This is a genomic window from Streptomyces sp. NPDC049577, assembly GCF_040675635.1.
In the GTDB taxonomy this organism is placed as follows: domain Bacteria; phylum Actinomycetota; class Actinomycetes; order Streptomycetales; family Streptomycetaceae; genus Streptomyces.
Genome location: NZ_JBFAPH010000099.1, coordinates 1 through 18,816 on the forward strand (window position 1 = coordinate 1; position 18,816 = coordinate 18,816).

Annotated in this window: 20 protein-coding genes, 1 tRNA gene, 1 pseudogene and 1 riboswitch; of the genes and pseudogenes, 14 read left to right on the plus strand and 8 right to left on the minus strand. The window is 70.7% G+C overall.

The window, feature by feature from the left end:
- The 3 genes from AB0K09_RS13870 to AB0K09_RS13880 form a co-directional block, all read left to right on the plus strand.
- A partial coding sequence (locus AB0K09_RS13870; RefSeq protein WP_366065570.1) for a pyridoxal-phosphate dependent enzyme occupies positions 1-644 on the plus strand: 644 nt, incomplete at its 5' end.
- Between the two features lie 138 nt (positions 645-782).
- Positions 783-872 carry a hypothetical protein gene (locus tag AB0K09_RS13875; protein WP_366065571.1) on the plus strand — a complete coding sequence of 30 codons (90 nt, stop codon included), beginning with the start codon at positions 783-785 and terminating at the stop codon, positions 870-872.
- A 380-nt stretch (positions 873-1,252) separates the two neighbouring features.
- Positions 1,253-2,005, plus strand: a complete 753-nt coding sequence (locus AB0K09_RS13880; protein ID WP_366065572.1) for an MBL fold metallo-hydrolase — start codon at positions 1,253-1,255, stop codon at positions 2,003-2,005.
- Positions 2,006-2,145: 140 nt separating this feature from the next.
- On the opposite strand, the gene AB0K09_RS13885 is transcribed toward AB0K09_RS13880, so the two are convergent.
- Positions 2,146-3,546 carry a PTS transporter subunit EIIC gene (locus AB0K09_RS13885; protein ID WP_366065573.1) on the minus strand — a complete coding sequence of 467 codons (1,401 nt, stop codon included), beginning with the start codon at positions 3,544-3,546 and terminating at the stop codon, positions 2,146-2,148.
- Positions 3,547-3,719: 173 nt separating this feature from the next.
- A complete protein-coding gene (locus AB0K09_RS13890; RefSeq protein ID WP_366065574.1) occupies positions 3,720-5,054 on the minus strand; it encodes a PTS transporter subunit EIIC in 1,335 nt (444 codons plus the stop codon).
- A gap of 209 nt (positions 5,055-5,263) precedes the next feature.
- On the opposite strand from AB0K09_RS13890, the gene AB0K09_RS13895 reads away from it, so the two are divergent.
- The 3 genes from AB0K09_RS13895 to rdgB all read left to right on the plus strand — a co-directional run bounded on the left by AB0K09_RS13895 (position 5,264) and on the right by rdgB (position 6,943).
- The gene (locus AB0K09_RS13895; protein ID WP_030686811.1) at positions 5,264-5,497 is read left to right on the plus strand and encodes a glucose PTS transporter subunit EIIB; all 234 of its coding nucleotides are present in this window, start codon (positions 5,264-5,266) and stop codon (positions 5,495-5,497) included.
- An 88-nt stretch (positions 5,498-5,585) separates the two neighbouring features.
- A complete protein-coding gene (rph, locus tag AB0K09_RS13900; protein ID WP_366065575.1) occupies positions 5,586-6,317 on the plus strand; it encodes a ribonuclease PH in 732 nt (243 codons plus the stop codon).
- 20 nt (positions 6,318-6,337) lie between these two features.
- On the plus strand, positions 6,338-6,943 hold the full coding sequence (gene rdgB / locus AB0K09_RS13905) for an RdgB/HAM1 family non-canonical purine NTP pyrophosphatase (RefSeq protein WP_366065576.1): 606 nt from the start codon (positions 6,338-6,340) through the stop codon (positions 6,941-6,943).
- A gap of 49 nt (positions 6,944-6,992) precedes the next feature.
- Here rdgB and AB0K09_RS13910 read toward each other — a convergent pair.
- Positions 6,993-7,076 (minus strand) — tRNA-Leu (locus AB0K09_RS13910).
- A 54-nt stretch (positions 7,077-7,130) separates the two neighbouring features.
- Positions 7,131-8,147 (minus strand): HNH endonuclease, encoded by a 1,017-nt coding sequence (locus AB0K09_RS13915; RefSeq protein ID WP_366065577.1) that lies wholly within the window; start codon positions 8,145-8,147, stop codon positions 7,131-7,133.
- A 193-nt stretch (positions 8,148-8,340) separates the two neighbouring features.
- On the opposite strand from AB0K09_RS13915, the gene AB0K09_RS13920 reads away from it, so the two are divergent.
- Both AB0K09_RS13920 and AB0K09_RS13925 read left to right on the plus strand, forming a co-directional pair.
- Positions 8,341-8,871: a hypothetical protein gene (locus AB0K09_RS13920; RefSeq protein ID WP_366065578.1), complete on the plus strand. Its 531-nt coding sequence runs from the start codon at positions 8,341-8,343 to the stop codon at positions 8,869-8,871.
- Complete coding sequence (locus tag AB0K09_RS13925; protein WP_366065585.1) at positions 8,871-10,151, plus strand: HAMP domain-containing sensor histidine kinase; 1,281 nt, start codon at positions 8,871-8,873, stop codon at positions 10,149-10,151. Before AB0K09_RS13920 ends, AB0K09_RS13925 begins: the two co-directional genes overlap by 1 nt.
- A 29-nt stretch (positions 10,152-10,180) precedes the next feature.
- Here the strand turns inward: AB0K09_RS13925 and bcp are convergent, their stop codons facing one another.
- Complete coding sequence (bcp, locus tag AB0K09_RS13930) at positions 10,181-10,648, minus strand: thioredoxin-dependent thiol peroxidase (RefSeq protein ID WP_366065579.1); 468 nt, start codon at positions 10,646-10,648, stop codon at positions 10,181-10,183.
- A 149-nt stretch (positions 10,649-10,797) separates the two neighbouring features.
- Between bcp and AB0K09_RS13935 the strand changes: the two genes are divergently transcribed.
- The 3 genes from AB0K09_RS13935 to AB0K09_RS13945 all read left to right on the plus strand — a co-directional run bounded on the left by AB0K09_RS13935 (position 10,798) and on the right by AB0K09_RS13945 (position 11,913).
- Positions 10,798-11,121 (plus strand): DUF3618 domain-containing protein, encoded by a 324-nt coding sequence (locus AB0K09_RS13935; RefSeq protein WP_366065580.1) that lies wholly within the window; start codon positions 10,798-10,800, stop codon positions 11,119-11,121.
- Positions 11,122-11,197: 76 nt separating this feature from the next.
- Positions 11,198-11,500, plus strand: a complete 303-nt coding sequence (locus AB0K09_RS13940) for a co-chaperone GroES (protein WP_366065586.1) — start codon at positions 11,198-11,200, stop codon at positions 11,498-11,500.
- A riboswitch (guanidine-III (ykkC-III) riboswitch) is annotated at positions 11,485-11,551 on the plus strand. It overlaps the preceding gene by 16 nt.
- A 41-nt stretch (positions 11,552-11,592) precedes the next feature.
- Complete coding sequence (locus tag AB0K09_RS13945) at positions 11,593-11,913, plus strand: multidrug efflux SMR transporter (protein WP_366065581.1); 321 nt, start codon at positions 11,593-11,595, stop codon at positions 11,911-11,913.
- Between the two features lie 27 nt (positions 11,914-11,940).
- On the opposite strand, the gene AB0K09_RS13950 is transcribed toward AB0K09_RS13945, so the two are convergent.
- Positions 11,941-14,094 carry a transglycosylase domain-containing protein gene (locus AB0K09_RS13950; protein ID WP_366065587.1) on the minus strand — a complete coding sequence of 718 codons (2,154 nt, stop codon included), beginning with the start codon at positions 14,092-14,094 and terminating at the stop codon, positions 11,941-11,943.
- Positions 14,095-14,470: 376 nt separating this feature from the next.
- Here AB0K09_RS13950 and AB0K09_RS13955 point away from each other — a divergent pair, with 376 nt between their 5' ends.
- From AB0K09_RS13955 to AB0K09_RS13965, 3 genes are read left to right on the plus strand one after another with little or no spacing between them, the layout of a single operon-like run.
- Complete coding sequence (locus AB0K09_RS13955) at positions 14,471-15,271, plus strand: ABC-2 family transporter protein (RefSeq protein ID WP_366065582.1); 801 nt, start codon at positions 14,471-14,473, stop codon at positions 15,269-15,271.
- Between the two features lie 58 nt (positions 15,272-15,329).
- Positions 15,330-16,094 carry an ABC transporter permease gene (locus AB0K09_RS13960; RefSeq protein WP_366065588.1) on the plus strand — a complete coding sequence of 255 codons (765 nt, stop codon included), beginning with the start codon at positions 15,330-15,332 and terminating at the stop codon, positions 16,092-16,094.
- A 23-nt stretch (positions 16,095-16,117) separates the two neighbouring features.
- The gene (locus AB0K09_RS13965) at positions 16,118-17,083 is read left to right on the plus strand and encodes an ATP-binding cassette domain-containing protein (RefSeq protein ID WP_366065583.1); all 966 of its coding nucleotides are present in this window, start codon (positions 16,118-16,120) and stop codon (positions 17,081-17,083) included.
- Here AB0K09_RS13965 and AB0K09_RS13970 read toward each other — a convergent pair.
- Positions 17,080-17,454: a hypothetical protein gene (locus tag AB0K09_RS13970; protein WP_366065584.1), complete on the minus strand. Its 375-nt coding sequence runs from the start codon at positions 17,452-17,454 to the stop codon at positions 17,080-17,082. The genes AB0K09_RS13965 and AB0K09_RS13970 overlap by 4 nt on opposite strands.
- A gap of 74 nt (positions 17,455-17,528) precedes the next feature.
- Positions 17,529-18,710, minus strand: a pseudogene (locus tag AB0K09_RS13975) (SGNH/GDSL hydrolase family protein); the annotation flags it as partial.
- Between the last annotated feature and the right edge of the window lie 106 nt (positions 18,711-18,816).

Below are 18,816 nucleotides of genomic sequence, written 5' to 3' on the forward strand. Positions count from 1 at the left end.
GGGCGTGCGCATACGGCGATGTTCAACAAGATCGTGGCGGACTACTACGGCGCGCTGACACGGCCGTCCGCGTCGCCGGGGAACTCGCCGAGCAGCACCCCGACTGGGTGATGCTCTACCAGTACGGCAACCCGGACAACGCCGGCGCCCACTACGCCACCACCGGCCCCGAGCTCCTCGCCGACCTCCCCGAGATCACCCACTTCGTGGCCGGTCTCGGCACCACCGGCACCCTCATGGGCGTCGGCCGCTACCTGCGCGAGCACGTCCCCGGCGTGCAGATCGTGGCCGCCGAGCCGCGCTACGACGACCTCGTCTACGGGCTGCGCAACCTCGACGAGGGCTTCGTGCCCGAGCTCTACGACGCGTCCGTCCTCACCACCCGCTACTCCGTCGGCTCCGAGGACGCCGTGCGCCGCACCCGCGAACTCCTCGACCAGGAGGGCATCTTCGCGGGCGTGTCCACCGGCGCCGTGCTGCACGCGGCGCTCGGCGTGGCCCGCAAGGCGCAGCGCGCCGGGGAGCGGGCCGACATCGCGTTCATCGTCGCCGACGGCGGCTGGAAGTACCTCTCCACCGGCGTCTACACCGCCCCCACCACGGAGGCGGCCGTCGAGGCGCTGCACGGCCAACTGTGGGCGTAAACGTCAACAACAGGCGCACGCCGGTCCGTATCGAACAGAACTGTGCACGGGTGAACTGCTACTACCGATGTTGGCACCCGGGCTGACATCATCCCGTAGGAGACGCACATGAACTGTCCCGCATGTGGATCTTCGGACATGAGGCAACTCAACAATGGAAACTGGCAGTGCGGAAGCTGCGGCGCAGTCACGGCTGGATCGGGCGGCCTGGGATGCGCTCGCCCCTGAGACCCGTGAGCGGCTCGCGGCCTTCATGTCGCCCGACGTGTTCACGGTGACGGCCGGCAGCAAGGAGTCGGCCGAGCGCTTCCAGCGCTTCATGGACACCCTCGACCGGGCCGAGCGGCACACGCCGCCGCTGTAGCCCCACCCCCGCGCTTCCGCCGCGCCCGCCTCCTTCCGGCCCCGGCCGCGCCCCACGGCGCGACCGGGGCCGATTCGCGCGCCCCCGCCCCCTCCGGCGCGCCCCGTGAGCCCCCGTCACCGCCGCCGTCCTGGTGATTCCAGCCACAACGCCAGTCGGCGGAGGAGTCACCGCTCGCATCGCGGCTTACGCTCGACTGCACCGCATGGCCCCCCGTACCCGGCCCACGGAGGTTCAGGCCCGCATGAAGCTCACCGTCGTCGGATGCTCGGGGTCGTTCCCGTCCACGGAATCGGCCTGTTCGAGCTATCTCGTGGAGGCCGACGGTTTTCGGCTCCTCCTCGACATGGGCAACGGCGCCCTCGGCGAGCTCCAGCGTCACATCGGTCTCTACGACCTCGACGCCGTTCTGCTGTCCCATCTGCATCCCGACCACTGCATCGACATGTGCGGCTACTTCGTGGCCCGTTACTACCGCCACGACGGCGGCCGCGCCGACGCCATCCCCGTCCACGGCCCGGAAGGCACGGAGAAACGCCTCCTCACCGCCTACGGCGACGCCCCGGACGACGCCTGCATGAGTGAGGTCTTCGACTTCCACACCCTCACCCCCGGCGCCTTCACGCTCGGCCCGCTCACCATCCGCGCCGAGCGGGTGCGCCACCCCGTCGAGGCGTTCGCCTTCCGCGTCGAGCACGACGGCTCGGCCCTCGTCTACTCCGGCGACACGGGCCCCTGCGACGCCCTCACCACCCTCGCCAAGGGCGCGGACCTGCTGCTGTGCGAGGCGTCCTTCACACACGGCAAGGAGGACATCCCCGACCTCCACCTCAACGGCCTGGAGGCCGGCGAGATCGCGGCCCGCGCGGGCGTCGGCCGCCTGGTCCTCACCCACATCCCGCCCTGGACCGACCCCCGGACCAACCTGCGCGACGCGCGGTCCGCGTACGCGGGGCCGGCAGAGCTGGCGAGGGCCGGGGCCGTCTACGAGCTGTAGCTTTCCCACCCACCCACCCGTTGCCCCGACAGCGGCGGGTGGGCGCCGGGCGCCCGTCGCTCGGACGGTCACAGTGGGCGGGTGGGTGAAAAAGGCCCCGGAACCATCGGTTCCGGGGCCCTTCCTCCGCGCTTGGAGCGCTACGCCTTCGTGAGGTCCTCGATCTCCTCCTCGGGCTCACGCCCCGGCGTCGGCAGATTGAACTTCGTGATCGCGAAGCGGAACACCACGTAGTAGACCACCGCGAAGGCCAGACCGATCGGGATGATCATCCACGGCTTGGTGGCCAGGTTCCAGTTCAGCGCGTAGTCGATGAAGCCGGCCGAGAAGGTGAAGCCGGCGTGCACGCCGAGCGCCCAGGTCACGGCCATCGACACGGCGGTGAGCACCGCGTGCACCGCGTACAGCAGCGGCGCGATGAACATGAACGCGAACTCGATCGGCTCGGTGATGCCGGTGACGAACGAGGTCAGCGCCAGCGAGATCATCATGCCCAGCACGGCCTTGCGGCGCTCGGGGCGGGCGGAGTGCGCGATGGCCAGCGCGGCGGCCGGCAGGCCGAACATCATGATCGGGAAGAAGCCCGACATGAACTGCCCGGCGGAGGGGTCGCCGGCGAAGAAGCGGTTGATGTCGCCGTGCACGACCTTGCCCGCGGCGTCGGTGAAGTCACCGAGCTGGAACCAGGACACCGTGTTGACGAACTGGTGCATGCCGATCGGGATCAGACCGCGGTTGACCAGACCGAACAGAGCGGCGCCCGCCGCGCCCAGACCGGTCATCCAGGTGCCGAAGTCGCTGATGGCGTTGCCGATCGGCTCCCAGACCAGGCCGAAGAACACACCGACGAGGGTGCCGACGAAGGCCATGATGATCGGGACCAGACGGCGGCCGTTGAAGAAGCCGAGCCAGTCCACGAGCCGCGTGCGGTGGAAGCGCTGCCACAGCACGGCCGCGAGCAGACCCATGATGATGCCGCCGAGGACACCCGGGTTGTTGTAGACGGCGGGCGTGTCCTCACCGGCCTTGATGACGGCCTGGTGGACGGGGAACGCCTTCAGCACGTTGTCGTAGACCAGGAAGCCGACGAGCGCGGCGAGCGCGGTGGAGCCGTCGGCCTTCTTGGCGAAGCCGATCGCCACACCGATGCAGAACAGCAGCGGCAGGTGGTCGAAGATCGCACCACCGGCGGTCGAGAAGACGTCCGCGACCTTGTTCCAGCCCAGGCCGTCCGCACCGAAGACGTCCTTCTGGCCGAGCCGGAGCAGGATGCCGGCGGCCGGCAGCACGGCGATCGGCAGCTGCAGGCTGCGGCCGATCTTCTGCAGGCCCTGGAAGACGCCGGAGCCGCGCTTCTTCGCGGGAGCCTTCTTCTCGGTCTTCTTCTCGGCCTTCTCGGCCTTCTCGGCCTTCTTGCCCTCGGCCTCGGTCGTGGCCGCGGGCTTGGCCTCGGTCTCGACCTCGGTCCCGTTCTTCGCGGCCTCGTCAGCCTTCTTCGGCTCGGGCGACTCCTTCGTCGCCTTCGAGCTGGCCGTACTCATCGGATTCCTCCAGGTGAGGCGGGCGCTCGGGGGAAGGGGACGGCCCGCTCTGGTCTACACCACTCGGTGGTTTAGACCTGTTGTAGCACGTGAGTCCGGCTCAAAGGAATCCATAGTTCCAGGTGGTCTGGACCACATGGAGGGCACCCCCCGAAAACCCCGCCCGGCAAGGGCTACGGCTTGACCGCCTCCTCCTCGATCGCCCCCGCGACCTCCTCCGGTTCACGCCCCGGAGTCGGAAGATCGAACTTCACGATCGCGAAGCGGAAGATCGCGTAATACACGACCGCGAAACAGGCCCCGATAGGAATGATCAACCACGGCTTCGTCGCCAGACTCCAGTTGATCACATAGTCGATCAGTCCCGCCGAGAAACTGAAACCGTCGTGCACTCCCAGCCCCCACGTCACCGCCATCGACACCCCCGTCAGCACCGCGTGCACCGCGTACAGCACCGGCGCGATGAACAGGAACGTGTACTCGATCGGCTCCGTGATCCCCGTGACGAACGACGTCAGCCCCACCGACAACATCATCCCGCCCACCGCCTTGCGGTGCTCCGGCCGCGCACAGTGCGCGATCGCCAGCGCCGCCGCCGGCAGCGCGAACATCATGATCGGAAAGAACCCCGACGTGAACTGGCCCGCATGCGGATCCCCGGCCAGAAAACGATTGATGTCACCGTGCACCACCGTGCCGTCCGGCTTCGTATAACTCCCGAACTGGAACCACACGAACACGTTCAAGAACTGATGCAGCCCCACCACCAGCAACGCCCGGTTCGCCACACCGAACACACCCGCACCCGCCGACCCCAGATCCGACAGCCACTCGCTGAAGCTCGTCAGCCCCCGCCCCACCGGCGGCCAGATCCACAGGCACAGCGCCGCGAACGCGATCCCCACGAACGCCATGATGATCGGCACCAGCCGCCGCCCGTTGAAGAACCCCAGCCAGTCCACCAGCCGCGTCCGGTGGTACCGCTGCCAGAACCACGCCGCCAGCAGCCCGATCACGATCCCGCCGAAGATCCCCGGATTCTGGTACGACGCCGCCGCCGGCGCCCCGCCCGGCGCCAGGCACACCCCACCCAGCAACCCCAGCGGCATCTGCTTCGACCCCGGCGGGCACGTCTCCGGGAACTGGTGCAGCACCGCGTAATAGACGAGGAACCCCGTCACCGCCGCCAGCGCCGTCGACCCGTCCGCCTTCTTCGCCATCCCGATCGCCACACCCACCGCGAACAGCAACGGCAACCCCAGCGACGAATCCAGCAGCGCCCCACCCGCCCCCGCCATCACCTTCGCGACGTCCGTCCACCCCAGCCCGTCCACCCCGAAGACATCCGGCTGCCCCAGCCGGTTCAGGATCCCCGCCGCCGGCAGCACCGCGATCGGCAGCTGCAGACTGCGCCCCATCTTCTGCAGGCCCTGGAACAACCCCTGTGTCCACTTCTTCCCCGGCTTCCCCGGTTTCCCCCGCGAAGCCGCCGCGGCGCTCGTGCTCATCCGGGTCCTCCCGGCCGATCCGGCTGCTGCATACTGGTGTAGACCACTTGTGTTCCGGGTCGACCGGAGCGCGACGCCGGGTGAATCGCAGTGCTCGCCATCCTTCGCCAGATGGCGCACGGATGCCCGCCGAAGTGGGCCGAACGTGGTTTACCGTGTGAAAGCCGGTCGGTGGTACCGCCGAAGGGCCGAGACAACCAGGAGTGCACATGGCCAGCAAGGCTGAGAAGATCGTCGCCGGCCTCGGCGGGATCGACAACATCGAAGAGGTCGAGGGCTGCATCACCCGCCTCCGCACCGAGGTCAACGACGCCGGCCTCGTCGACGAGGCCGCCCTCAAGGCCGCCGGCGCCCACGGCGTCGTGAAGATGGGCACCGCCATCCAGGTCGTCATCGGCACCGACGCCGACCCGATCGCCGCCGAGATCGAAGACATGATGTGAGCCGCTGAGCCCACACCGCCAGGGCCTCGCCCCCGTTCGCACCCCGAACCGGAACGGGGCCCTTCGCGATGCCGATAGGCTCATCACCATGTCTCGCATCGACGGCCGCACCCCCGACCAGCTCCGCCCCGTGACCATCCAGCGCGGCTGGAGCAAGCACGCCGAAGGATCCGTCCTCGTCTCCTTCGGCGACACCAAGGTCTTCTGCACCGCCAGCGTCACCGAGGGCGTCCCCCGCTGGCGCAAGGGCAGCGGCGAGGGCTGGGTCACCGCCGAGTACGCGATGCTCCCCCGCTCCACCAACACCCGCGGCGACCGCGAATCCGTCCGCGGCAAGATCGGCGGCCGCACCCACGAGATCTCCCGCCTCATCGGACGCTCCCTGCGCGCCGTCATCGACTACAAGGCCCTCGGCGAGAACACCATCGTCCTCGACTGCGACGTCCTCCAGGCCGACGGCGGCACCCGCACCGCCGCCATCACCGGCGCCTACGTCGCCCTCGCCGACGCCGTCGCCTGGGCCCAGGCCAAGAAGCTCGTCAAGCACGGCCGCCGGCCCCTCACCGACACCGTCTCCGCCGTCAGCGTCGGCATCGTCGACGGCATCCCCCTCCTCGACCTCTGCTACGAGGAGGACGTCCGCGCCGAGACCGACATGAACGTCGTCTGCACCGGCGACGGCCGCTTCGTCGAGGTCCAGGGCACCGCCGAGGCCCAGCCCTTCGACCGCGCCGAGCTGAACGCCCTCCTCGACCTCGCCACCACCGGCTGCGAATCCCTCGCCGCCGCCCAGCGCGAGGCACTCGCCCGCACCCTGTGACGCTCCCGGATAATCACCCCATGACGCGCCACCTGATCCTCGCCACCCGCAACGCCAACAAGGTCACCGAACTCCGCGCGATCCTCGTCGACGCCGGCCTCGACGTCGAACTCGTCGGCGCCGACGCCTACCCCGAGATCCCGGACGTCAAGGAGACCGGCGTCACCTTCGCCGAGAACGCCCTGCTCAAGGCCCACGCGCTCGCCCAGGCCACCGGCCTGCCGGCCATCGCCGACGACTCGGGCCTGTGCGTCGACGTCCTCGGCGGCGCCCCCGGCATCTTCTCCGCCCGCTGGGCCGGCCGCCACGGCGACGACAAGGCCAACCTCGACCTGCTCCTCGCCCAGCTCTCCGACATCGCCGCCGAACACCGCACCGCCCACTTCGCCTGCGCGGCGGCCCTGGCCCTGCCGGACGGCACCGAACGCGTCGTCGAGGGCCGCCTCAAGGGCACCCTCCGCCACGAGCCCACCGGCACCGGCGGCTTCGGCTACGACCCGATCCTCCAGCCGCTGGGAGAGACCCGCACCTGCGCGGAACTGACGGCGGACGAGAAGAACGCGATCAGCCACCGGGGGAAGGCGTTCCGGGGGCTGGTACCGGTCGTTCGCGAACTGCTGGGGTGACTACTGCGGGACGGCAAGAGCCGCACCTCGTACGAGGTGCGGCTCACTGTGCGCGAGGAGGGACTCGAACCCTCACGCCTCGAAGGCACTGGTACCTAAAACCAGCCTGTCTCACCGATTCCAGCACTCGCGCGTCCTGGCATCCTACTAGGCAAGGTGACCCGGTTGGAGGCGCGTGTGAGGGCGGCTACGCGCCACGTTTCCGTCTCCTGCACCAGGTTTCTGTCAGTGCGTGGCAGTTGGGGCAAAGGTAGCGAAGGTTCTCCGCCCGGTTGTCGAGCCAGTCGCCATTGATGTGGTCGATCTGCAGAGTGATCGGTCGGCCGAGCCACTCGCCCTCGTTTCCGCAGGTGGCGCATCGGTACGGGACCCCGATCTCGTTGAGTGCGCGATGGAGTCGCCGGCGGTTCACGCGTGGTGATCCCTGCGGGCGGATGCACAGCACTTCCTCGGCGATGCGCCTCGGTTCGGCGGCTCGGACCGTGCCCCAGGTACGCCTCTTGAAATGGGTGGTACTCAGTCCGAGTTGCGCCACGCGTCGTCGCACCCGCCGGTGGTTGGTGTCGTTCACCGGCAGTCTCAAAGCGCGCATGACGTCGGCGAAGCTCTCCGAGCTCGCCACCGCCTCTCGCACCCGCTCCTCCGGCAGAGCGAGGCGCCCGTGCCGGAAGTGGGTGATGTCGATGTCCCACTCGCCGAGCATGCGTCTCAGGGCCCTGCGCGAGCTGCCGTCGTCCGGGACCCCGAGGTCACATGCCAGCTCTCGAACGCTGTGGGCCGAAGCGGCGGCTGCCGCTAGTTCGCGGGCGGTGAAGGGAAGATCCAGCCGGGGGCGGTTGAGAGCCGGGAAGTGGCTTACGTCGATGCCGGCCGCAGCGATCCGGCGCCGAATGTGGGACAGCGCTCCAGCGGCCGGCGGTGCGCCCAGTTTCACCAGAACCTCGCGCAGTGTGACGGAGGTGGCGACGGCTTCGGCTATGGCGTCGTCGGGGTACTTGCGCCACGGGCTGCGCTGCTTGAAGTGGCTGGTGTCGATGCCGTAGGCGGCCACCGCCTGCTGCAGCATCCGGCGCCTGCCGCCGCTCGCAGGGAAACCCAGCCGGCGCATCAGGTCCGCCCATCCCGCCGACTCGGCGACCGCGGCGGCGAGCGTCTCCCGGTCGTACCGGCCGTCAGGCAGATCCTGCTTCCCCCATGTGTTCATGGCTCCCCTCCCGGCCCCCGCCTCGTACACATCTCCAACGACCACACTCCTGATCGGTTACGCCCCCGCCTCGCCGTAGGTGGAACCCGGCACGCCCCGGAGGGAACGCGGGGGCCGGATTCTCCGTCACTCACATCGGGGGATGCGACAGGACGTCGGATCGTTCGTGTGCGAGTGCGAGGAAGAGAGCTCGATGACCGACCGCGCTGGGCCCGGATGGGTCAGGACGCGCACCTTGGTGGCGATCTTCGTGCTGGTCGCCGTGCTCGGGATCGGTGGTCTGTGGCTGAGGTCGGTCGCGGACCGGGGGGACGTGGTGGGGTCCGCGCCCAAGACCGCGGCGGCGCAGAAGGCGCGGGCGGCCGGTCAGGAGCCGCAGGTGGAGGTCGACGAGGCGGATTCCCGGGAGTTGCCGGGGGTGCGGGACTGCGGTGCGGGGGAGCCCGTGCTGGAGCCGACGATCATCACACTCGACTGCACCACTTCGGGCCGGGTGGCCAGCGGGATCCAGTGGGACGACTATGCGGCGGACGGTGCCGCCGGCAGTGGAGTGGTGCAGGTGTCGGGCGGGGCCAACGGCGCGGGGCGGACGTCGTTCCCGGTGCGGCTGAGGCTGTACGGTCCGAAGAACGTGGACGGCCAGATGGCGTTCACGGCGCTGGAGGTCACGTACACCGGCGCCACCCCGACCGGTAAGTCGACGGAGATTCTCTCGATCGCGTGATGGGTATCCGTGGCCGGATCGCGCTCGCGATCTCTTTCGTCACCGCGCTGGCCGTCGTGGTCCTCGGCGTGGCGGTGCATCACATCTCGGGGCTGGAGCGGGACCGCCAGGCCCAGGCGTACCAGGACGGGCTGCTGAGTTCGGCGCTCCAGGTCTATCAGCGTGACGGCACGATGGCGCTGGGCGCGCAGCTGGACGACGCGGCGTTGCCGTTCCCGCTGGCGCAGGCGGTGGCCAAGGGGCATTCGGGGACGTACATCAGCGGCGGGGACGATCCGCGGGTGTGGGCGGCGACGCCGGTCGGTGGCGACAAGGTGCTGTCGGTGTCGGCGTCGTACCCGGACCGTGATCCGTTGCAGACGGCGCTGGACCGGGCGCTGGTGGTGGCCGGTGCGGCGACGGTGGCGCTGATGGCGGTGGTGGCGTGGTTCGTGGCGCAGAGTCTGTCGCGGCGGTTGCGGGTGACGGCGTCGGTGGCGCGGGGGATCGCGTCGGGTGCGGCGCCGGACGCGGACGCGCTGGTGACGGATGGCCGGGACGAGGTCGCGGAGCTGGGGCGGTCGGTGCATCACATGGCGTCGTCGCTGGCGGCGCGGGTGGCGGCGGAGCGGCAGTTCACGGCGGACGTGGCGCACGAGCTGCGGACGCCGGTGGCGGGGCTGGTGGCCTCGGCGGAGCTGTTGCCGCATCCGCGGGCGGTGGAGATGGTGCAGGAGCGGGCGCAGACGATGCGGGCGCTGGTGGAGGATCTGCTGGAGGTGTCCCGGCTGGATGCCGGGGTGGAGAGTGCGCAGCTGGACGCGGTGGAGCTGCCGTCGCTGGTGCGGGGGATCGTCAAGCGGGCGGAGGGTCAGCGCGGGGTCGGTGATGTCGCGGTCGAGGTGGTCGGTGAGGGCCGGATCGTGGTGACGGACGCACGCCGGGTGGAGCGGGTGCTGGTGAATCTGCTGGCGAACGCGGCGAAGCACGGTCGTCCGCCGATCGTGGTGCGGGTGGAGGGTACGCGCATCGTGGTCCGTGATCACGGTGACGGTTTTCCGCCGGGGCTGGTGGATCAGGGTCCGCGCCGGTTCCGTACGGCGGCGCCCGAGCGGGGGACGGGCCATGGTCTGGGGCTGACGATCGCGGTGGGGCAGGCGGCGGTGCTGGGGGCGCGGCTGGAGTTCGGTGAGGCGGAGGGCGGGGGTGCCCGGGCCGTCCTCGACCTGCCGGAGGAGGCCGAGGACGTGCCGGAGGCGGACCGTCCGGTGTGCCGGGGTGCGGTCGCGCCGCAGGGCTGAGGACGAGAAGAGGCGAAGGGACGAAGGGGTTACAGCCCCAGGTCCTTGATGATCTTGGCGACGTGGCCGGTGGCCTTGACGTTGTAGAGGGCGCGCTCGACCTTGCCGTCCTCGTCGACGATCACGGTGGAGCGGATCACGCCGGTGACGGTCTTGCCGTAGAGCTTCTTCTCGCCGTAGGCGCCGTAGGCCTCCAGGACCGTCTTGTCGGGGTCGCCGACGAGGGTGACCTTCAGGGACTCCTTCTCGCGGAACTTGGCGAGCTTCTCCGGCTTGTCGGGGGAGACGCCGATGACGTCGTAGCCGTGGCCGGCGAGGAGGTCGAGGTTGTCGGTGAAGTCGCAGGCCTGCTTGGTGCAGCCGGGGGTGAGGGCGGCGGGGTAGAAGTAGACGATGACCTTGCGGCCCTTGTGGTCGGCGAGCGAGACCTGCTTGCCGTCCGCGTCGGGCAGGGTGAAGGCGGGGGCGGTGTCGCCGGGCTGCAGTCGCTCGCTCATGGCTCTCCTCGTAGGGCGTCGGGTTACGGTCCCGAGGGTAGCCAGGTTGTCGAACGGGGGTGCCGCGGGGCGGCGGGGCGACCGAGCTGACAGACTGTCGTTATCACCTTCATCACTCATATCGGCTATCGACCAACGGAGGCAGCGCGGTGCCGGACGCCAGGACCCCTGCGCAGATCGAGGCGGACATCGCCCGGCGGCGGCAGGAGCTCGCCGTGACGCTCGACGAGATCGGTGTGCGGATGCACCCGAGCACGATCATCGGGGACGCGAAGGCCAAGGTCGCCTCGAAGGTGGACCACACGGCGGGCCGTGCGTACGTGGCGGCCAACCGGGTCGTCTCCGAGGTCCGGTCGCGTTTCGTGACCGAGGACGGTTCGCCGCGGCTCGAGAGGATCGTGCCGGTGGCCATGGTGGCCGTGGGCGTGATCGGGCTGCTGACGGTGTCCTCGCGCCGTCGTGGCCGGGGCTGAGGCCACGGCACCGGGCTCGGCCGGGTACGGTCGTGGGGTGAGTACGAACACCACCCACGACAAGCTGCCCATCCGGATGCTCCACGACCGGGTGCTGGTCCGGACCGACATTCCCGAGGGCGAGCGCCGCTCCAGCGGCGGCATCGTCATTCCGGCGACGGCCGCGGTGGGCCGCCGGCTGGCCTGGGCCGAGGTCGTGGCGGTCGGGCAGAGCGTGCGCACGGTGGAGCCGGGGGACAGAGTGCTCTACGACCCGGAGGACCGTGCGGAGGTCGAGGTCCGCGGCATCGCCTATGTGCTGATGCGTGAGCGGGACCTGCACGCGGTGGCCGCGGAGCGGCTGGAGGGCTCCGAGGACTCGACGGGTCTGTATCTGTAGTTCGTATCCCGACGAGACGCGCCGTACCGGGTCATGACAAGACGACGCACCGATTCGATCTCTTCCGAGGAAGTCGAGAGGTGTGGTTCGTCGTGGCGTGGGTTCTGCTGGTCGTCGCCGGTCTGCTGGAGGTGGGCTGGGCGGTGGGCCTGAAGCACAGCGAGGGGTTCACGCGGCCGTGGCCGAGCGTGCTCACGGTCGCCGGGATCGTCGCGAGCATGCTGCTGCTGGCCCGTGCGGCGCGCGAGCTGCCGATCGGGACGGCGTACGGGGTGTGGGTGGGCATCGGCGCGGCGGGGGCGGCGGTGCTGGGCATGACGGTGCTGGGCGAGCCGGTGACGGCCTGGCGGGTGTTCTTCGTGGTGCTGCTGCTGGTCGCGGTGGTGGGGCTGAAGGTGACGTCGGGGCACTGAGGGGTGCCACTGAGGGGTGCGCCGGCCTCAGTAGTCGTAGCCGAGCAGGCCGCCTCCCTCGCCGCCTCCCGAGCGGCTCTCCTTGCCCTCCCCGCCGGGGAAGGGGAAGGGGCCCGGCGGGGTCGGCGGGCCGGGCGGGGTCTGGGGGCCCGGCGGCGGGAAGGACGGGAACTCCGGCGGCAGCGAGCGCGTGGGCCGGGTCCGCGGCGGGGTCGGCAGGGCCGGCGGGGAGCTCGTGGAGGGGGACGGCGGTGCCGCCGTGGGGCTCGGTTCGAGCGTGGGGATGACGGCGCCGCTCTGGAGCTGGAGGTCGAAGTCCTTGGCCGAGGTGCCTTCGAGGGCGTCGGCCGTGTACGTGGCCCAGATCTGCGCGGGGTAGCCGCCGCCGTTGATGCGGGCCTCCCCGGCGGCCCCGTAGAGGGATTTCTGTTCGCCGGTGTCGGAGTCCTGGCCCATGACGGCGACGACGGTGGCCAGGTCGGGCGTGTAGCCGGCGAACCAGGCGGCCTTGTCCTCCTCGGCGGTCCCGGTCTTGCCGGCGGCGGGCCGGCCCGCGCCCTGGGCGGCGCGTCCGGTGCCGCTGTCGACGACGCTCTCCAGGATGGAGGTCGTGGTGTCGGCGGCCTCGCGGGAGACCGCCTGCCGGGTGTCCGAGCGGTCCGGGAGCTGGATCTCCTCGCCGGTCTTGGAGATCTTGTCGACCAGGGTGTAGGGGCCGTGCTTGCCGTGGTTGGCGAGGGTGGCGTAGGCCTGGGTCATGTCGAGCACGCTGGGGGTGGCGACGCCGAGGGCGATGGAGGGGGTGGCGGTCAGGTCGGGGGTGCCGGAGGGGACGCCGAGGGCGAGGGCGGTGTCCTTGACCTTGCCGGGGCCGGCGTCCTCGGCCATCTGCGCGTAGACGGCGTTGACGGACAGGTCGGTGGCCTTGGTGACGGTGATGGGGCCGTAGGACTTGCCGTCCTCGTTCTCGGGGTTGTAGCCGACGGGGCCGTTCGGGCCCTGCACCTGGCGGCGGTTGGTGCCGTCGTAGACGGTGTTGGGGGTGATGACGCGGCCGTCCTGGGTGGTGGAACCGTTCTCGACGGCGGAGGTGAAGACGAACGGCTTGAACGTGGAGCCGACCTGGTAGTCGCGTCGGGTGGCGTTGTTGACGTACTGCTTGGTGTAGTCGACGCCGCCGTAGAGGGCGACGACGCGGCCGGTCCTGGGGTCGATGGAGGCGCCGCCGGCGCGGACGTACTGGTCGACCTTGCGGCTGTCGCTGAGCTGGTCCATGAGTTCGCTGCGCACGGCGCCGGCGAAGGCGTCCTGTTTGCGGCGGTCGATGGTGGTGGTGATGCGGTAGCCGCCGGCGGCGAGCGTCTGCTCGTCGACGATCTTGTTGCTGGTCAGGTAGTCCTTGACGGCCTCGACGAGGTAGCCGCGCTGGCCGGACATGCCGTTGCGCGGGCGGGACTTGCCGGGGGACGGGAAGGTCATCTTCGCGCGGTCGGCGGGGCTGAGCCACTTCTTCTTGACCATGCCGTCGAGCACGTAGTTCCAGCGGGCCTGGGCGCGTGCCTTGTTCTCGGGGTGGGCGCCGACGTCGTAGGCGCTGGGGGCGTTGAGGAGGGTGGCGAGGTAGGCGCCCTGCGCGGTGTCGAGCTTGTCGGAGTCCTTGCCGTAGTAGGCCTGGGAGGCGGCCTGGATGCCGTAGGCGTTGCGGCCGAAGTAGCTGGTGTTGAGGTAGCCCTCGAGGATGTCGTTCTTGCTCTCCTCCCGATCGAGTTTGATCGCGATGAAGAATTCCTTGACCTTGCGGCTGATGGTCTGTTCCTGGCCCAGGTAGTAGTTCTTGACGTACTGCTGGGTGATGGTGGAGCCGGACTGCTTGCCCTTGCCGGTGGCGGTGTTCCAGGCAGCGCGGACCATGGCCTCGGGGTTGACGGCCGATTCGGAGTAGAAGTCGCGGTCCTCCGCGGCGAGCACGGCGTGCTGGACGTCCTTGGGCACCTTGCTCAGGGGGACGCTCTCGCGGTTGACCTCGCCGTCGCGGGCGAGCGTGGAGCCGTCCGCGTACAGGAAGACGTTGCTCTCGGCCGTGGCGGCCTTGTTGGCCTGCGGGATGTCGACCAGCAGATAGCCGGCGACCAGTCCGCCGGCCACCACCAGGACGATCAGCAGGAAGGCGCCCAGCAGCATGCGCCAGGTGGGCAGCAGCCGGCGCAGGCCGGTGCGCGTGCGGCGGCCGGGCGCGGGGGGGCCGCCGGGGCCGGGCGTGCTCCTCGGCGCCCAGCCCTGAGGCGCGCCACCGCCACCGCGGGAACGCTGCTGTGACTGCTCGCTGCTCATGTCTCCAGGGACTCCTCGGCCGTCACCGGGGTTGTGCGGCCCCGCGAAACACTGTCGCATCCAGCGTTCCGGCTGAAGGGCGCAGCGCACGTTTGACAGCGCCGTAAGGGCCGTTCGGGCCGGACCGACCACCCCATGGGGTGAAATCGCGTGGCATGCTGCCGGGCCGGGCGGCTAGGCTCCCCCGTTTGGGCCGGTGGGCCCAGGGGCGGAGGGGGGAGGCGCGGTGCGGCTGTACGCGGCTGTGGCGGTCAGTGGATTCCGGCGGTACGCGACGTACCGGACGGCGACCGCCGCGGGGATCTTCACCAACACCGTCTTCGGTTTCATCGTCGCGTACACGTACATCGCCCTGTGGAACGAGCGCCCGCACCTGGGCGGTTACGACCAGGCGAGGGCACTGACGTTCGTGTGGGTGAGCCAGGCGCTGCTGGCGGCCGGCGCGTTGCTCGGCGGCGGGTTCCAGGAGGAGTTGCAGGACCGCATCCGCTCGGGGGACATCGCGATCGACCTGTACCGGCCGGCCGACCTCCAGCTGTGGTGGCTGGCCGGTGATCTGGGCCGGTCGGTCTTCCAGCTGCTGGGGCGGGGTGTGGTGCCGCTGGGGGTCGGCGCGCTGGTCTTCGAACTCGCCCTGCCGGCCGATCCCTTGCGGTGGCTGGTGTTCCTGCTGTCCGTGCTGCTGGGGCTGGTGGTGAGCTTCGCGCTGCGCTATCTGGTGGCGCTCTGCGCGTTCTGGCTGCTGGACGGCTCGGGCATCAATCTGATCAGCGGGCTGCTGTGCACGTTCCTCTCCGGGGTGATGCTGCCGCTGAACGTCTTCCCCGGCGCGTTCGGGGAGGTCACGCGGGCGCTGCCGTGGGCGGCGATCCTCCAGGTGCCGGTGGACGTGCTGCTCGGCACCCACCGGGGGGCGGGGACGGCCGGGGCGCTGGCGTTCCAGGCCGGCTGGGCGGTGCTGCTGCTCGCGGCCGGCCGGGCGCTGCAGGCGGCGGCCACCGGGAAGGTCGTGGTGCACGGTGGCTGAGCCCCGCGCCGGGTCCGCCGCGGTCCAGGGCCTGCGGGTGTACGGCCTGGTCGTCGCGATGTGGGTGCGGTCCACGATGGCCTACCGCACGTCCTTCGTGATGATGACGGCCGGCAACTTCGTGTCCACCGCGCTGGACTTCGTCGCCATTCTGATCATGTTCTCGCACATCGACGAGCTCGGCGGCTTCTCGCTGCCCGAGGTGGCGTTCCTGTACGGGACGACGAGCGCCGCCTTCGGGCTGGCCGATCTTCTCCTGGGCAACATGGACCGGCTCGGGCGGCGGGTGCGCGACGGGACGATGGACACCCTGCTGGTGCGGCCGGCGCCGGTCCTCGCGCAGGTCGCCGCGGACCGCTTCGCGCTGCGCAGGATCGGCCGGATCAGCCAGGGGCTGCTGCTGCTCGGCTGGTCGCTGACGCGGCTCGACGTCCACTGGACGGCGGGCCGGGTGCTGCTGGTCCCGGTGATGCTGCTGGCCGGTGCGGTGATCTTCGGGGCCGTGTTCGTGGCGGGCGGGGCCTTCCAGTTCCTGGCCAACGACGCCTCGGAGGTGCAGAACGCCTTCACGTACGGCGGGACGACGCTGTTGCAGTACCCGCCGACGGTCTTCGCCCAGGACCTGGTGCGGGGCGTCACCTTCGTCGTCCCGCTCGCCTTCGTCAACTGGCTGCCCGCGCTGTATGTGCTGGGCCGTCCCGATCCGCTGGGCCTGCCGGACTGGGTGGCGTACCTGTCGCCGCCGGTGGCGGCGGCGTGCTGCGTGCCGGCGGGGCTGGCCTGGCGGGCGGGACTGCGCTCGTACCGCAGCACCGGCAGCTGACCGGATCTCTCCGAGGGAACGCCATGGACGACTTCATCGAGCTCGACGCCGTCGAGAAGGTCTTCGACGTGCGCCGCAGAACCGGTCTGCTGCGTCGCGAGCGGCAGCAGGTGCGTGCCGTGGACGGCATCAGCTTCCGCGTGCCGCGCGGGGAGATGGTCGGCTACATCGGCCCCAACGGCGCCGGCAAGTCCACCACCATCAAGATGCTGACCGGCATCCTCGTGCCCAGCGGCGGCCGGTTGCGCGTCGCGGGCATCGAACCCTCCCGCGAGCGGACCCGGCTGGCGCGTCGCATCGGCGTGGTCTTCGGGCAGCGCACCACGCTCTGGTGGGACCTGCCGCTGCGCGACTCGTACACCCTGGTGCGCCGCATGTACCGCGTCCCGGAGGCCCGTTACCGCGCCAATCTGGAACGCTGCGTCGAACTGCTCGACCTGGGCGCGCTGCTGGACGTACCGGTGCGGCAGCTGTCGCTCGGGCAGCGCATGCGCGGCGACATCGCGGCGGCTCTGCTGCACGATCCGGAGGTGCTCTACCTCGACGAGCCGACCATCGGTCTGGACGTGGTCAGCAAGGCCAAGGTGCGCGGCTTCCTGCGCGACGTGAACGCCGAGCAGGGCACGACCGTCCTGCTGACCACGCATGATCTGACCGACATCGAGCAGTTGTGCAAGCGGGTGATGGTCATCGACCACGGCCGGCTGGTGTACGACGGCGGGCTGGACGGGCTGCACGCGATCGGGGAGAGCGAACGCACCCTGGTCGTCGACCTGGAACGGGAGCTTCCGCCGATCGCGGACGTGCCCGGCGCACGCGTGGTGCGCACCGAGGGCCCCCGCCAGTGGCTGGCGTTCGCGGCGACGCGGAGCGCGGCGCCGATCGTGGCGGCGGTGGCGGAACGCTATCCGCTGGTGGACCTGTCGGTGCGCGAGCCGGACATCGAGGAGGTCATCGCGCGTCTCTACGCCGGGCGGCCGGGCTCCTAGAACTCGAACGTCGCCTGGCTGAGCAACCAGAAGAACCCCACCACGATGCAGAGCAGCAGGACGAGCGCCGCCAGACACGCACCGGTCGCGGCACCGACCCCCGCACGCTTCCCGCGGAGGCCCGCGACGATCCCTCCCAGGAACGCGCCGGCCAGGGGCGCGCCGAAGACGCCGAGGGACGCCATCGCGAACCCGACCTTGTCGTCGTGGTTGCTCATCCAGTCGTAGGTCGACGGGTGCTGGACGGCGCGCAGGGTCTGCGACCAGATCCACAGGCCAGGGGCCAGGAGGAGCGCCGTCAGGAGGAGCAGGCACACGACGAGGGCGGGTCCGTCGTTTCCACCGCGGGTGTTCTCGGGTCTGTCGGTCATGCCCCCACCCTGGGCGGCGGTGCCGCGGTTGCCTATCCGCTCCGGTACTCAGTCGCCCGGAGGCCGTGGCCCGCTCACAGGCTGGCCGCGGCCTCCGGGACGCCGCCCTTGAGTGTGGTCAGGTCCAGGGCCTGGGCCATCTGGCGGTAGCCCGCGTCGTTGGGGTGCAGATGGTCGCCGGAGTCGTAGGCCGGCAGCAGTCGCTGGGGGTCGGCCGGGTCGCGCAGGGCGACGTCGAGGTCGACGACGGCGTCGTAGACGCCGCCCGTTCTGATCGCCTCGTTGACCCCCTGCCGCGTCCGCTCCTGCTCCGGCGTGGTGCCGTGCCCGGCGAACGGCATCACCGTGGCGCCCACCACGCGTACCCCGCGCGCGTGCGCCCGCTCGACCAGGGTGCGCAGGCCCGCCACGATCTTCTCGGGGTCCAGCTGCTGCGGACGGCGGAGGATGTCGTTGACGCCCAGTTCGACGACGACCGCCCGTACGGCCGTGCGGTCCAGGACGTCGCGGTCGAGGCGGTCCAGGGCGCTGGGGTTGTTCACCGGGGACGCGCCCTGGCCGCCGAGCAGGACGCGGTTGCCGCTGATGCCCGCGTTGAGCACGCCGTAGCGGGGGGCGTCCGGCTCGGTGCGCAGCCGTTCGGCGAGGAAGTCGGTCCAGCGGTGGTTCGCGCCGGCGGTGGCGGAGACGCCGTCGGTGATGGAGTCGCCGATGACGGCGACCGAGCCCTGTGTCTGGGCGCTCCACACGTCGACGCCGGTGACGTAGCGCCAGTAGGGCGTCTTGATGCCGTAGTCCTTGCCGGTGACGTCCTCGGTCCGGTCGCCGTGCGCGAGGTAGGAGGTCTGGCGGGCGTGCGGGTGCAGGGTCACCGGCCCGGAGGGGGTGGGGGAGTAGGTGGTGACCAGCAGGTCCGTGGCGGGGCTGACGAGCAGGCCGACCGGGTCGCTGACCGCGGCCCGGCCCGCCGGGATCGTCAGCGACGGCCGTCCGCCGAAGGTCAGCCTCCGCATCGAGCCGGGCGCGGCGGCGGCCGAGCCGGGCGAGCCGGCCAGGGCGAGCGAGGCGTTCGTGATGGTCAGCGGCCGGGTGCCGTAGAGGTTGGACAGCTGGATCCGCGCGCTCGTGCCGGCCACGGTCGGGCGCAGCACATTGCGGATGGACAGCCCCGGATACCCCTGGGCGGTGTTCGGCTCGGCGGCGGCCGCGGAGGCCGCCCAGGCGCCCACCCAGCCCCCGAGCGAGGCCGGCGCGGCCGGCCGCCGGGGTTCGGCTGAAGTCCGAGTGGCTGTTCCGCCCGACGCCGGTGCAGAGCGTCTGACCAGCAATTCCCTTGACCGGCGGGGCGACTCGCCGGCCGCT

Excerpts from the sequence above, each read along its gene's own strand:
- AB0K09_RS13875 (WP_366065571.1), top strand. The coding sequence starts at position 783 with ATGAGGCAACTCAACAATGGAAACTGGCAGTGCGGAAGCTGCGGCGCA.
- AB0K09_RS13880 (WP_366065572.1), top strand. The coding sequence starts at position 1,253 with ATGAAGCTCACCGTCGTCGGATGCTCGGGGTCGTTCCCGTCCACGGAA.
- AB0K09_RS13885 (WP_366065573.1), bottom strand. The coding sequence starts at position 3,546 with ATGAGTACGGCCAGCTCGAAGGCGACGAAGGAGTCGCCCGAGCCGAAG.
- AB0K09_RS13890 (WP_366065574.1), bottom strand. The coding sequence starts at position 5,054 with ATGAGCACGAGCGCCGCGGCGGCTTCGCGGGGGAAACCGGGGAAGCCG.
- AB0K09_RS13895 (WP_030686811.1), top strand. The coding sequence starts at position 5,264 with ATGGCCAGCAAGGCTGAGAAGATCGTCGCCGGCCTCGGCGGGATCGAC.
- rph (WP_366065575.1), top strand. The coding sequence starts at position 5,586 with ATGTCTCGCATCGACGGCCGCACCCCCGACCAGCTCCGCCCCGTGACC.
- rdgB (WP_366065576.1), top strand. The coding sequence starts at position 6,338 with ATGACGCGCCACCTGATCCTCGCCACCCGCAACGCCAACAAGGTCACC.
- AB0K09_RS13915 (WP_366065577.1), bottom strand. The coding sequence starts at position 8,147 with ATGAACACATGGGGGAAGCAGGATCTGCCTGACGGCCGGTACGACCGG.
- AB0K09_RS13920 (WP_366065578.1), top strand. The coding sequence starts at position 8,341 with ATGACCGACCGCGCTGGGCCCGGATGGGTCAGGACGCGCACCTTGGTG.
- AB0K09_RS13925 (WP_366065585.1), top strand. The coding sequence starts at position 8,871 with ATGGGTATCCGTGGCCGGATCGCGCTCGCGATCTCTTTCGTCACCGCG.
- bcp (WP_366065579.1), bottom strand. The coding sequence starts at position 10,648 with ATGAGCGAGCGACTGCAGCCCGGCGACACCGCCCCCGCCTTCACCCTG.
- AB0K09_RS13940 (WP_366065586.1), top strand. The coding sequence starts at position 11,198 with ATGCTCCACGACCGGGTGCTGGTCCGGACCGACATTCCCGAGGGCGAG.
- AB0K09_RS13950 (WP_366065587.1), bottom strand. The coding sequence starts at position 14,094 with ATGCTGCTGGGCGCCTTCCTGCTGATCGTCCTGGTGGTGGCCGGCGGA.
- AB0K09_RS13960 (WP_366065588.1), top strand. The coding sequence starts at position 15,330 with ATGTGGGTGCGGTCCACGATGGCCTACCGCACGTCCTTCGTGATGATG.
- AB0K09_RS13965 (WP_366065583.1), top strand. The coding sequence starts at position 16,118 with ATGGACGACTTCATCGAGCTCGACGCCGTCGAGAAGGTCTTCGACGTG.
- AB0K09_RS13970 (WP_366065584.1), bottom strand. The coding sequence starts at position 17,454 with ATGACCGACAGACCCGAGAACACCCGCGGTGGAAACGACGGACCCGCC.